The following is a 13,052-nucleotide window of genomic DNA, read 5'->3' as shown; positions in this document are numbered from 1 at the left end:
GATGACTGTCGCGCAGGTACGGGACATTGAGAAAGTAAACCCTCAGGTACCTCAGTGGGCGCACCGTCTTACTGCCCGAACATACCAGGATTTCCTTGATACTCTTTATTGCGAAATTGACACGATTGTTGCTGCACTAGTCGCTGATGCGAATACACTTCAAGGCGATGGGCATACGGAAAATTCGATCAATGCTGATATTGTTCGTCAGCTGAACCGCTCGGGCTATACAGCTCACTTCGACAAAAACAAGCGAGGGCACGCAGATGTTACTGTTGAATATGGCCGTTATGAATGGATTGGCGAAGGAAAGAAAGTTAAGTCTGTAGATAACACCCATCTCAGAGGTGGCTACGACCAACTCAGGAATCGTTATGCATCCGGCACAACCAATGCGAACCAAGGTGGTCTTCTCATTTATTGCTACGCCCCGAGTGCAAAACATGTTTTGGCTCAATGGTCACAACATTTAGAAGCTCAAAATAAAACCAGTCCTGGGTATGGCGATGGAATTGTTCCATGTGTGGGAAACGAAGACTTCGCTTTTTGGTCAACAACTAATCATCCGTCCAGCGGATCAAAGCTCACTGTTAAGCATATAATAGCCTCACTGCATTGGGATCCCCCTTAAGTCATCCTAATTTCTTCGCGAGATCTTCTGCTCTTAAATGCGTGTAGCGTTTAAGCATGTCTAGTGTTTTGTGGCCGGTAATGGCCGCAACTTCCATCACATTTAAGCCTTTTTCAAATAGCCTACTTGTGGCCTCATGACGTAAATCATGGAAGCGTAAGTCGGCTATATTTGCCCGGTGTTTTTCACATGCTCGTTCAAACGCTTGGCTTATCGATTCAGCTTGAAGGGAAAATACTTGACCTTCACGTCCTTTGCTAAACTGTTGAAGCGTTTTTACTGCTACTTTGGATAGTGGGACTGTTCGCGGGACGTCAGTTTTTGTCTTTGCTAAATGCGCTGTTTGTTTCTTTAAGTCTATATCTTCCCAAGTTAAAGACGCTAATTCGCCCCGTCGCATACCGGTTTCTACTGCAAGGACGATTATTGTTTTAAGCTCGGGCGACTCCGTAGTATTTAAGATTTTCTCTATTTCTTCTCTCGATACTCGTCTGTCGCGACCTCGTGGCTTGGTTGGTTTCCTAACCTGTGTAGTCGGCAGGCCACCAGGTAAAGCAATGCCCCATTCCATGGTAGCCGCTTTGAGTACTCGGTTTAATAGATTAATCTCATGAATGACAGACTGTGGACTTACCGTTTTAAGCCGTTGATCGCGAAACTGAGCCACTTGCGAAGAATTCAGACTAGCTAGTCGGTATGCCCCGAAGGCTTCGGTTAATGTTTTGATACGTGACTTATCTGATTGCGCACTGCGCTTAGTTGGCAGTACTTCAACTGCATATCTTTGTAGCACTTCTGCAACAAGTGTTGCCTCGGCTTCCGTGCGTGACACAAAGACACCACGTTCCATTTCAGACTCGATAATGGTCGCCCATCGCCGCGCATCAGCTTCCTTGCTGAAGGTCTTAGTTTGGGTGGGATAGCCACGTTTGCGGATCTGAACGTGGTACTGGCCTTCGCCTCGTTTTCGTATGGTTGCCATGTTCGGCTCTGTTGTTAGCTGAGCCGTAAGTGTGCCAAAATTGTGCCAATAAATGGGAAATATCTGGAGAGGTGGCTTAGAGAAAGGCACTGTTTTGGGCCTCCGAAGCCAAGGGTCGCTGGTTCGATCCCAGCCAGCCGCGCCACTCCCCGTTTTACTCTGCCATATCCCTTTCTTGCCAGGAAGGGCGTGCTGGATTGCTCCAGCGGGTTCGTTTCGACCTCGCGCTTCATCTGGCACACCGCTCCTCAAACACGCCCCCAGCGGTCCAGTCTTTCGGGAAGCATCCTGTTCGCGGCGTACAGGCGCAAGGGATCCCTCATATATAAATGTTTCTCGTCGCCGAGTTGGTAACGATCCAAGAGGGAACCAGCTCGGCGCGCGGCAATGTGGTCGCGGACGGCGCAGCTTTTCAGGTTGCCCTGGAATCGGCACGCTACATTACAAGGGGCAGACGCGCTTCTTCGACGCCCCCTTCTTAATGTTGAATTGCAATCCTGCAAGGCCATTCGACTGACGCGTTTGCCCGTGTTTCCTTAGAGACTCGACCTTCAAACGGCGTGGCCGGCAATGATTTTTCATTGCAACATTGCTTATATTAATGCTATCAAAAGCCAGCGCACGATTCGTGCTTCCTTGGAACTTGTATTTCAGAAAATGCTAATATCACAAAACTTGCAAGGATGAGCTACATCCTTGTGGTCATGACACAGTCATGTCAACCAGCTATCGTTCCAACTGCTGTGTTGTTACTTCCAAACAAATTTTTAGTGTGAAGTTGAGTGTACTGATGCATTCATGCTACACTGAAAGTTAGCATAATTGCAAAAATCAATTCTTGGACGGAATCCTATAATGAATGCGAATGAAGTCGTTGCGGTTGTCGGGCTTGGTTACGTCGGTTTACCCCTGGCAGTAGAGTTCGGCAAGAAAGGACGCACGATCGGCTTCGACCTGTCGAGCGCCAAGATCGAAAATTACAAACGCTTCGTAGATCCGACCGGCGAAGTCTCGAGCGAGCAGCTGAAAGAGGCCCGCCACCTCGAAGTCACCACCGACCCGACACTCCTGGCCGAAGCCGACTACATCGTGGTCGCCGTGCCGACCCCGGTCGACATCGCCCACAACCCCGATTTCACCCCGCTGATCGGCGCCAGCCGCTCGGTCGGCGCGCACATGAAGCGCGGCGCCATCGTCGTGTACGAATCGACCGTCTATCCGGGCGCCACCGAAGAAGTCTGCATTCCGATCCTGGAAGAGAAGTCGGGCCTGAAGTGGAAAGAGGATTTCCACGTCGGCTTCTCGCCGGAGCGCATCAACCCGGGCGACAAGGAACACACCCTGACCACCATCCTGAAAGTGGTCTCCGGCGACGACGACGCATCGCTCGACCGCATCGCCAAGCTGTATGAATCGGTCGTTACCGCCGGCGTCTACCGCGCCTCGAGCATCAAGGTGGCCGAGGCCGCGAAGGTCATCGAGAACACCCAGCGCGACCTGAACATCGCCCTGATGAACGAGCTGGCGATCATCTTCGACAAGATCGGCATCGACACGCTGGAAGTGCTGAAGGCCGCGGGCACCAAGTGGAACTTCCTGCCTTTCCGTCCGGGCCTGGTGGGCGGCCACTGCATCGGCGTCGATCCCTATTACCTGACCCACAAGGCCGAGATGGTCGGCTACCACCCGCAGGTGATCCTGGCGGGCCGCCGCATCAACGACGGCATGGCCAAGTTCGTGGCCGAGAAGACCGTCAAGTCGATGATCTCCTCGGGCTTCCACGTCAAGGGTTCCAAGGTCAACGTGATCGGCCTGACCTTCAAGGAAAACTGCCCCGACCTGCGCAACTCGAAAGTGGCCGACATCGTCCACGAACTGGCCTCGTATGGCTGCGACGTGCACGTGTTCGACCCGCAGGCCGACGCAGAGGAAGCACAGCACGAATACGGCATCAAGCTGGAAAGCTGGGACAGCCTGCCGAAGGCGGATGCCCTGGTGGTCGCGGTGCCGCACAAGGAAGTGCTGGCCCTGTCGCTGGCGGACTTCCAGTCCAAACTGAATGAAAACGGCTGCTTCGTCGACGTGAAATCGCAGTTCGACCCGAAGGCCCTGCTGGAAGCCGGCTACTGCGTCTGGCGCCTGTAATCCCGCCCAGCCTTGCACCAAGCGCGGCGCGCATGCGCCGCGTCGACGCCGGCTTCGCGCCGGCGTGACCGAGAAAGCGTTCGAAAGTGAATAAGTTCCAAGACGTCCAGCAACACCTGCTGCAGCACCGCTACCACTGGCTCGTGACCGGTGCGGCCGGGTTCATCGGTTCGAACCTGGTCGAAGCCCTCCTGCGGCTTGGCCAGCAGGTCACCGGCCTGGACAACTTCGCGACCGGACACCGCCACAATCTCGACATGGTGCGTGACGCCGTCGGCGTGGATGCCTGGACACGCTTCGCCTTCATCGAGGCCGACATCCGCAATGAAGCCGAGTGCGCGCGCGCCTGCGCAGGCGTGGACTTCGTGCTGCACCAGGCGGCGCTGGGTTCCGTCTCGCGTTCGATCGACGATCCCCTGACCACCAACGCCACCAACGTCACGGGCTTTCTCAACATGCTGGTCGCCGCACGCGACGCGAAGGTCAGGCGCTTCATCTATGCCGCCTCGAGCTCGACCTACGGCGACCACCCCGACCTGCCCAAGGTCGAGGACCGCATCGGCAATCCGTTGTCGCCCTATGCGGTGACCAAGTACGTGAACGAGCTGTATGCGAACGTGTTTGGCCGCACCTATGGCATGGAATCGATCGGCCTGCGCTACTTCAACGTGTTCGGCCCGCGCCAGGATCCGAACGGCGCCTATGCTGCCGTGATCCCGCAGTGGGTGGCGGCGCTGATCCGCAACGAAGCGCTGCGCATCAACGGCGACGGCGAGACCAGCCGCGACTTCTGCTACATCGACAACGTGGTGCAGGCCAACCTGCTGTCGGCCCTCGCTTCCAACGAGGCCGCCAACCAGGTGTTCAACATCGCGGTCAATGAACGCACCAGTCTGAACCAGCTGTACGGGATGATGCGCGAGCTGCTGCGCGAGCGCTTCCCGCACCTGGAAACGCACCAGCCGCAGTACGTGGACTTCCGCCGCGGCGACGTGCGCCACTCGCAGGCCGATATCTCGAAGGCCGGCGCGCTGCTGGGCTACCAGCCCACGCACCGCATCGAGGAAGGCCTGCAGCAAGCGATGGCGTGGTACGTAGCGAACCTCGCGCCGTCGAGCGACACCAGTGCAAAACCAAATAAGCGATAAAAATCGGGGAGGCTACCGTGTTCAGGATTGCTAATCACTACGTATCCAAGATCGTCTTTCTGCTGCTGTTCGTCGAGGTGATCGTGCTGCTGGGGGCGGCCTACATCGGCTCCACGCTGCGCATGCTCGAATTCGGCGACGCGGCGGCAAGCGCCCATCTCGACCATTTCTTCACGTCGGCGGTCGCCTTCACCGTGGCCATCATCTTCAGCATGAGCGCGATGGGCATGTACCAGCTCGACTTCGACGAAGGCCTGCGCCATCCCTTCTTCATGAAGCTGATGCCGTCCTTCCTGATGGGCTTCGCGATCCTGGCGCTGCTGTTCTACATGGCGCCGGAGCTGTCCTTTGGACGCGGTGCGATGGCATTGACCTTCGCGCTGGCGGCGGTCGGCATCTTCACCGCACGCATGGCCTTCTTCAAGTCCTCGGAAGCGCGCTTCCTGCAGTCGCGCATCATGTTCCTCGGCGGCGGTCCGCTGGCCAAGGAGTGCAGCGAACTGGCGCAGAAGAATTCGAACTACCACCGCTACGACATCGCCGGCTTCATCCCAAGCGCGAGCGAGGAACTGTGCGTGCCCCAGTCGAACCTGCTGAAGGTGCGCGACGGCGACTCGCTGGTGTCGCTGGCGCGCCAGTACAACGTGTCCGAGATCGTGGTCTCGGTGCAGAACCGCCGCGGCGGCTTCCCGATCAAGGAACTCCTCGACTGCAAGCTGCAGGGCATCCGCGTTACCGACGCCGCCACCTTCTTCGAGCGCGAGACTTGCCAGATCCGCGTCGATTCGCTGCAGCCTTCCTGGCTGGTGTTCGGCGGCGGCTTCGACCAGAGTTTCGTGCGCACCTTCATGAAGCGCACCTTCGACCTGGTGTGCAGCACCCTGATCCTGCTCATGACCTTCCCGCTCATGCTGCTGGCGGCCCTGCTGGTGAAAATGGAAGACCGCGGCCCGGTGTTCTATTCGCAGGAACGGGTCGGCAAGGACGGCAAGACCTTCTTCGTGCACAAGTTCCGCAGCATGCGCGTCGACGCCGAGAAGGCCGGCAAGCCGCAGTGGGCCGCGCAGAACGACCCGCGCGTCACGCGCTTCGGCAACTTCATGCGCAAGACCCGCATCGACGAGCTGCCCCAGATCCTGAACGTGTTCAAGGGCGAGATGTCTTTCGTGGGCCCGCGTCCCGAGCGTCCCTATTTCGTCGAGCAGCTGATCGAAGTGGTCCCGTATTACAATGTGCGCCACAGCGTCAAGCCGGGCATCACCGGCTGGGCCCAGGTCCGCTACGGCTATGGTTCCTCGGCCGAGGACGCGCTGCAAAAGCTGCAGTACGACCTGTACTACGTGAAGAACAACAGCCTGTTCCTGGACGTGCTCATCCTGATCAACACGCTCAAGGTCGTGCTGTTCCGCAGCGGACGTTGAGCCGCCTGCGCCCGGTGGCCGCGCCGCCGGGCGCGCCACCTCCACCCGTAACCATCCACCCGCCCGCGCCGCCACCGTCGACTTCATGGATGTCTCCCTGACCAGCATCGCGGCCTACAGCTACGCGCTGGTATCCGCCTGCTTCCTCGTGCTGGGCGCGCCGCTCGCGGTGCGCCAGCGGCGCCGCCACGACGTCGCGCTCGGCCTGGCCTGCCTGGCCAGCGTGCTGTGGGGCGCGGCCCTGGCCTGGGAAGCCGCCTACGGCAGCATGTGGTCGTCGCTGGCCGACAGCACCGAACTGCTGCGCAATGCCGCCTGGTCGGTGTTCCTGCTGGTCCTGCGCGGCCACTTCACCGCGCCGGGCAGCCGCATGCCGATGCGCCTGCAGCCGGTGCTGGTGCTGGGGGCCCTGGTCTACATTGCCTGCCTGGTGGCGGCCCTCGGCGGCTACTGGAGCGTGGCCCAGGTCAAGTATTCCGGCGCGATGCCGATCGCGGTGCGGGTCGCCATGGCGGTGGCCGGCATGCTGCTGGTCGAGCACGTATACCGCAACCGCACCCTGCACGAACGCTGGGCCGTGAAGTTCGCCTGCCTCGGCATCGGGGCCATGTTCGCTTACGACTTCTTCCTGTACAGCCACACCCTGCTGTTCCGCAGCATCGACGCCGACATCTGGGCGGCGCGCGGTCTGATCAACGCGCTGACCGTGCCCCTGATCGCGGTGTCGCTGGGCCGCAGCAAGCTGTGGTCTTCGCCGCTGGCGGTGTCGCGCCGCGCGATGTTCCATTCGGCCACCCTGTTCGGTTCCGCCATCTACCTGCTCGCAATGGGCTCGGCCGGCTACTACCTGCGCTACTTCGGCGGCAGCTGGGGCACGGTGATGCAGGTGACCTTCCTGTTCGGCGCCCTGATGCTGCTGGCCGGGGTGCTGTTCTCGGGCAGCTTCCGGGCGCGCCTGAAGGTCTTCATCAGCAAGCACTTCTACCGCTACAACTACGACTACCGCGAAGAGTGGATGCGCTTCACGCGCACCCTGTCCAGGCCGGGGCCGGACCTGGGCGAGCGCGCCATCGAGGCGGTCGCCGCGCTGGTGGAAAGCCCGGGCGGCGCGCTGTGGCAGCGCACCGAGGGCGGGCGCTTCGAGCCGGTCGCGCACTGGCAGGCGCCGGCGTTGTCGGCCTCGGAGCCGGCCGATTCGGCCTTCTGCCAGTTCCTCGAGGCCAGCCAATGGGTGGTCGACCTGCACGAATACGCGCACAGCCCGGACAAGTACGACACCCTCGTGCTGCCCGAGTGGCTGGCCGGCTATCCGCGCGCCTGGCTGGTGGTGCCGCTGATCCTGCACGCGCGCCTGTTCGGCTTCGTGCTGCTGCAGAATCCGCGCAGCCCGGTCAAGCTGAACTGGGAAGTGATCGACGTGCTCGAGATCGCGGGCAGCCAGGCCGCCAGCCAGCTGGCCCAGCAGGACGCCGCCAATGCCCTGATGGTGGCGCGCCAGTTCGAGTCCTTCAACCGCATGTCGACCTTCGTGGTGCACGACCTGAAGAACCTGGTGCTGCAGCTGTCGCTGATGAACGCCAACGCGGCGAAGCACAAGGACAATCCCGAGTTCCAGGCCGACATGCTGGAGACGGTCGACTACTCGGTGCAGAAGATGAAGATCATGCTGCAGAAGCTGAGCCGCAGCGAGAATGCGGAGCAGCCGCTGGCGCTGGCGCTGGACCAGGTGGTCGCGCAGGCGGTGTCGCTGAAAGCCGCCTTCGAGCCGCGCCCAAGGCTGGAAGTCGGCGATGCTTCCCTGCACGTGCTGGCCGACCGCGAGCGCCTCGAGCGCGTGGTCGGTCACCTGATCCAGAACGCGATCGAGGCCACCCCCCGCACCGGCAGCGTCACGATCCGCCTGCTGCGCGAAAAAGCGCGCGGCGTGATCGAGATCATCGACACCGGCGAGGGCATGAGCGAGGACTTCATCCGCGAACGCCTGTTCAAGCCCTTCGACTCCACCAAGTCGGCCGGCATGGGCATCGGCGTGTTCGAGAGCCGTGAATACATCAATGAACTGGGCGGCAGCCTGGAGGTGAGCAGCACGCCAGGCGTGGGCACCACCTTCCGGGTTCTGCTGCCGCTTCACCAACAGGAAATGCCGGCGGAAGGTGGGGCGCAACACGCCCCGCGTGCCGCCTGAGTGAAGACATCACCGAGGAACGACGTGAGCCAGACCAAACCGAAACTCTTGATCATCGAAGACGATCCCGGGGTGCAGAAACAGCTGCGCTGGAGCCTCGACGCCTACGACGTCGTGGTGGCCGGCGACCGCGAGGCCGCGCTGGCCCAGGTCCGCCGCCACGAGCCGGCCGTGTGCACCATGGACCTCGGCCTGCCGCCCGACCCGGACGGCTCGACCGAAGGCCTGGCCACGCTGCAGCAGATCCTGGCGCTGGCGCCGGACACCCGGGTGATCGTCCTGACCGGCAACCAGGACCACACCAACGCGGTCAAGGCGGTCGCCATGGGCGCCTACGACTTCCACCAGAAGACCACCGACCCCGAGGTGCTGAACCTGGTGATCCAGCGCGCCTTCTTCCTGCACAACCTGCAGCAGGAGAACCGCCGCATGCAGCAGGCCCAGGCCGATTCGCCGCTGGCCGGCGTGATCTCGCGCGACCCCGGCATGCTGAAAGTCTGCCGCAACATCGAGAAGGTCGCCCCGACCTCGGCCTCCGTCATGCTGCTGGGTGAATCGGGCACCGGCAAGGAAGTGCTGGCGCGCGCCCTGCACCAATTGTCGCCGCGCGCCAAGGAACGCTTCATGGCGATCAACTGCGCGGCGATTCCGGAAAACCTGCTCGAATCCGAACTGTTCGGCTACGAGAAGGGCGCCTTCACCGGCGCGGCCAAGCAGACCAAGGGCAAGGTCGAGCTGGCGCACGGCGGCACCTTCTTCCTGGACGAGGTCGGCGACCTGCCGATGGCGCTGCAGGCCAAGCTGCTGCGCTTCCTGCAGGAGCGCGTCATCGAGCGCATCGGCGGCCACGAAGAGATTCCTGTCGACGTGCGCATCGTCTGCGCGACCCACCAGAAGCTCAAGGAACTGTGCGCCCAGGGGCGCTTTCGCGAGGACTTGTATTACCGCCTGTCCGAGATCGTCGTCACCATCCCGCCGATGCGCCAGCGGGAAGGCGACGCCGCCCTGCTGGCCCACCACTTCAAGAACAAGTTCTGCGCGGCCGAAGGCCGTTCGGCCCTGCACTTCGCGCCCGACGCGATCGCCGCGATCGAAGGCTACCAGTGGCCGGGCAATGTGCGCGAAATGGAAAACACCATCAAGCGCGCGGTCATCATGGCCGACGGGAACACCATCGTCGCCGACGACCTCGGGCTGCCGGGCGAGGGCGCCGAGGAAGAGCCGATCAACCTGCGCCAGGTGCGCGACGAGGCCGAGTACAAGGCCATCGTCAAGGCGCTGGCCCGGGTCGACGGCAATATCGTCAAGGCTTCCGAGATCCTCGGCGTGAGCCGGCCGACGCTGTACGACCTGATGGGACGGCACGGCATCAAGACCGGGGCATGAGGCTGCGGCTGTGGCTGGCGCTGGCCGCGCTGGCGGGCATCGGGACGGCGGCGGCCGGCATCGGCTACCTGCACAGCCAGGGCATTGCGCCGCGCACCCTGGCGCCCTATATCGCCAAACGAAGCTCCGGGCACAACGACCTGATCACCGGCAGCGGCGCATGGGTAGCCCGGACTCTGACCGGCCTCGATCGCGGCGCCGACGAACCTTCTGCATTGCCGGCGCTGGCGCTTGGCGCCCAGCCGCGTCCCGCTCCGGAAGCGCAAGGCATGCCGCGCCACGTGTCCACGGTCGAGGAACTGCGCGCCGCCATGGCTGCGGCGCAGCCGGGCGATGTCATCACGCTGGCGCCCGGCAACTACCTCGTGCGCAAGAAGGCGCTCGAGGCGCGCACGGCGGGGAGCGCGGCGCAGCCGATCGTCGTTCGTGCGCAGCACCCCGGCTCGGTCATGATCGACGTCACGACCCTCGAGGGGATCGTGGTGGCGGGGCCGTACTGGCGCTTCGAAAACCTGGGCCTGCGTGGCGTCTGCCGCAACCATGGTGACTGCGACCACGCCTTCCATGTGGTCGGCGGCGCCCACCACTTCACGGCCCTCAACAACACCCTGGTCGACTTCAACGCGCATTTCAAGATCAACGGCTGGCGCGGGCAGTTTCCGGACCACGGACGCATCGAAGGCAACACCCTGCGCAACGATGTGGCGCGCAGGACCCGTAGTCCAGTCACGCCGATCGACCTGGTCGCGGCCAATGACTGGCTCATCCGAGGCAACCTGATCGCCGACTTCGTCAAGCTGGGCGGCGACGGCATCAGCTACGGCGCCTTCGCCAAGGGCGCCGGCGCGCGCACGGTGTTCGAGCGCAACGTGGTGCTGTGCGAACAGCGGCTGCGCGCCGCCCGCGGCCTGCGCGTCGGCCTGTCGCTGGGCGGCGGCGGCACCGGCAAACCCTATTGCCGCGATGGCCGCTGCATCACCGAACAGGAAGAGGGCGTGATCCGCAACAACCTGATCGCGTCCTGCTCCGACGTCGGCATCTACGTCAACAGCGGGGCGCGCAGCCGCATCGTCCACAACACCCTGCTCGATACCGCCGGCATCGACGTGCGCTTCCCGGAGAGCAGCGCCGACATCGAGGGCAACCTGGTCGATGGCGGCATCCGCAGCCGCAACGGCGGACAGCTGCGCAGCCAGGACAACCTGGCGACGCCGGTCGGCCTGCTTTACCTGGGCGTGCATCCGCAGCGCGGCCATTTCATCGCGCCGGCCAGCCTGGACCTGCGCTGGGACGGGGAAGCCGAGCGGCGCGCCGTGAGCGAATCCACGCCTGACCTGTGCGGCAAGGCGCGGCCTGCCCAAGCGGCCTACGGCGCCTTCGAGGATTTCGAGGCCTGCCTGGCGCCGCGTTAAAGGTTCGCGCAGGCCTCGCCCTGCTCCGCATGCGCGAGCAGCCAGTCGCGGGTCCAGCCGCAGACCTCTTCATGCCATTCCGGACGCGAACACGTGTGGTCCGCCTTTGGCAGCGTCCTTCGCGTCACGCGTGGCGCCTCCAGCAAAGCCGCCCAGTCGGGCCGGCTGCCAGGGAGGTCGGCGAATTCCTGCGCCGTCAGGTCGGCCCCGCTCAGCATGACCAGCAGCGCGCCCCGAAAATCCTGCAGGGACGCCAGCATCCGGTCCGGCAGGGGCGCATCCTCCTGGATCGCCTGCGGTTTCGAGGCGAAGGCGCTGGAGGCCAGCGACAGGAAGGAAGCAGCGGCGCCGCGATAGTCGAAACGTCCGCCGGCGATCTTCTTCCACAGCGCCGGGTCCAGCAGGCGCCGGCCGTAGTAGTGGCGGATGGTGGCCCGGGCGGCACCTTCCTCGGTACGGACCCAGGGATTGAGCAGGGCCAGGCCGTGAACGCGCGCGTCGCCCGGCGCATACAGGCTCGATGCGGTGGCGCCGTCGCACAGGCCCCACAGCGTGACGCCTTCCAGCCCCGGGACGGCAGCGAAGAAAGCGTCCATGGCGGCGCGGATGTCGTTTTCGGCCGTATCGAAGGCGCGTGGTTCTCCCTCGCTGTCGCCCATGCCCCGGTAGTCGAAGCGCAGCACGGGAATGCCGGCCGCCGCCAGCACGCGCGCCAGCAGGGTGAACTGGCGGTGGCTTCCGGTGCGGACCTGGGGACCGCCGACCACGATCAGCACGCCGTGGCGGCGTGGCCGGGCCGGCGCGTGCAGGATGCCGTACAGCCAGTCGCCTTCGCAGGCAAAGACCAGGCCGCGTTCGGCCCCGTCGGTTGTTTTGCCTGCGGGGACGGGCGTTTCCGCCACGTCCGCAAGGGCGGCGTAGAGGGCGCTGCCTGCCTCCAGCAGGGCCGGCGCCTCGGCGATCTCGGGCGTCTGCCAGAAGGCCGGCCCCGCCACGGGGTGAAGGTGCAGGTCGACACCTTGCGCGCGCCAGTCTTCGGCCAGCCTGGCCACGGCGGGCGGCAGCGGACGCTCGGGGGCGGCAAGCAGCTCAACCCAGTGGACTGGACAGCCGCGTACCGGCAGCGAAGCAGCATTCGCCGCATCGACGGCCGCCGCCAACGCCGGATGCAGCGTATAACCTGCCACGTCGAGCGGGATGCCGGCGGCCAGCTGCGCGCGCAGGGCCTGGGTGCTGCTGCCTTCCTTCTGCTCATGCAGCAGCTCGCCCGCCAGGCGCAGGCGCAGGAACTGGGTCAGGAAGGCGGCGCCGTTCGTCACCGGCTGCCACAGCAGCAGGCGCTCGACCGGATGCGCTGCTTCGCGCGCGTAGTCGAGGGCGAGCAGGGCGCCCAGGCGCAGGCCCCACAAGCCGACCTCGCGTCCCGTTCGTTCGGCGAGCCAGGCGCAGGCTGCCGCCAGGTCGGCTTTCCAGCCTTCCCAGCGCGCGTCGAGGAATTCCCCCGCGCTGTCGCCGCAACCCTGCAGGTCGATCTGCAGCACGGCGACGCCGCGCGCGGCAAAGGCGCGCGCCTGCAGCGCCGCCATGCGGCGCGACTTGTTCATCTCTTCGGCGAAGGGATGGACGTAGACCAGGGCGCCGCGGCAGGAACCGGCGGGCCGGTGGAACAGGCAGAACCGGGCCCCACCCGCTGTGTCCAGGAACAGCGGCTCGGCGGGCGCGTGGCGCGGTCCCGGCATGGT

At 63.5% G+C, this 13,052-nt stretch carries 9 protein-coding genes; 7 read left to right on the top strand and 2 right to left on the bottom strand.

Features of this window, described 5'->3' with window-relative positions:
* Nucleotide 1: 1 nt before the first annotated feature.
* Nucleotides 2-631, top strand: coding sequence for a hypothetical protein (locus tag NX780_RS04680; RefSeq protein WP_258826687.1), 630 nt, complete (start codon nucleotides 2-4; stop codon nucleotides 629-631).
* Nucleotide 632: 1 nt separating this feature from the next.
* On the opposite strand, the gene NX780_RS04675 is transcribed toward NX780_RS04680, so the two are convergent.
* A complete protein-coding gene (locus NX780_RS04675; RefSeq protein WP_258826686.1) occupies nucleotides 633-1,613 on the bottom strand; it encodes a site-specific integrase in 981 nt (326 codons plus the stop codon).
* 855 nt (nucleotides 1,614-2,468) lie between these two features.
* Here NX780_RS04675 and NX780_RS04670 point away from each other — a divergent pair.
* The 6 genes from NX780_RS04670 (at nucleotide 2,469) to NX780_RS04645 (ending at nucleotide 11,310) form a co-directional block, all read left to right on the top strand.
* Entirely contained in the window at nucleotides 2,469-3,758 is a 1,290-nt protein-coding gene (locus NX780_RS04670; RefSeq protein WP_258826685.1) for a nucleotide sugar dehydrogenase, read from the top strand.
* Nucleotides 3,759-3,844: 86 nt separating this feature from the next.
* Nucleotides 3,845-4,906 (top strand): SDR family oxidoreductase, encoded by a 1,062-nt coding sequence (locus tag NX780_RS04665; RefSeq protein WP_258826684.1) that lies wholly within the window; start codon nucleotides 3,845-3,847, stop codon nucleotides 4,904-4,906.
* A 17-nt stretch (nucleotides 4,907-4,923) separates the two neighbouring features.
* Nucleotides 4,924-6,327: a TIGR03013 family XrtA/PEP-CTERM system glycosyltransferase gene (locus tag NX780_RS04660; protein WP_258826683.1), complete on the top strand. Its 1,404-nt coding sequence runs from the start codon at nucleotides 4,924-4,926 to the stop codon at nucleotides 6,325-6,327.
* 85 nt (nucleotides 6,328-6,412) lie between these two features.
* On the top strand, nucleotides 6,413-8,512 hold the full coding sequence (prsK, locus tag NX780_RS04655; RefSeq protein WP_258826682.1) for an XrtA/PEP-CTERM system histidine kinase PrsK: 2,100 nt from the start codon (nucleotides 6,413-6,415) through the stop codon (nucleotides 8,510-8,512).
* Nucleotides 8,513-8,536: 24 nt separating this feature from the next.
* Complete coding sequence (gene prsR / locus NX780_RS04650; protein WP_258826681.1) at nucleotides 8,537-9,898, top strand: PEP-CTERM-box response regulator transcription factor; 1,362 nt, start codon at nucleotides 8,537-8,539, stop codon at nucleotides 9,896-9,898.
* Entirely contained in the window at nucleotides 9,895-11,310 is a 1,416-nt protein-coding gene (locus NX780_RS04645) for a right-handed parallel beta-helix repeat-containing protein (RefSeq protein ID WP_258826680.1), read from the top strand. Before prsR ends, NX780_RS04645 begins: the two co-directional genes overlap by 4 nt.
* Here the strand turns inward: NX780_RS04645 and NX780_RS04640 are convergent.
* Nucleotides 11,307-13,049, bottom strand: a complete 1,743-nt coding sequence (locus NX780_RS04640) for a hydrolase 1, exosortase A system-associated (protein ID WP_258826679.1) — start codon at nucleotides 13,047-13,049, stop codon at nucleotides 11,307-11,309. The genes NX780_RS04645 and NX780_RS04640 overlap by 4 nt on opposite strands.
* Nucleotides 13,050-13,052: the final 3 nt, after the last annotated feature.

It is taken from the genome of Massilia agri, from assembly GCF_024753255.1.
GTDB classification, from domain to species: domain Bacteria; phylum Pseudomonadota; class Gammaproteobacteria; order Burkholderiales; family Burkholderiaceae_D; genus Telluria; species Telluria agri.
This window is presented reverse-complemented; position numbering and strand designations above follow the sequence as displayed.

Coding starts and splice junctions, on each gene's coding strand:
- prsK (WP_258826682.1), top strand. CDS start 6,413: ATGGATGTCTCCCTGACCAGCATCGCGGCCTACAGCTACGCGCTGGTA.
- NX780_RS04675 (WP_258826686.1), bottom strand. CDS start 1,613: ATGGCAACCATACGAAAACGAGGCGAAGGCCAGTACCACGTTCAGATC.
- NX780_RS04645 (WP_258826680.1), top strand. CDS start 9,895: ATGAGGCTGCGGCTGTGGCTGGCGCTGGCCGCGCTGGCGGGCATCGGG.
- NX780_RS04680 (WP_258826687.1), top strand. CDS start 2: ATGACTGTCGCGCAGGTACGGGACATTGAGAAAGTAAACCCTCAGGTA.
- NX780_RS04670 (WP_258826685.1), top strand. CDS start 2,469: ATGAATGCGAATGAAGTCGTTGCGGTTGTCGGGCTTGGTTACGTCGGT.
- NX780_RS04640 (WP_258826679.1), bottom strand. CDS start 13,049: ATGCCGGGACCGCGCCACGCGCCCGCCGAGCCGCTGTTCCTGGACACA.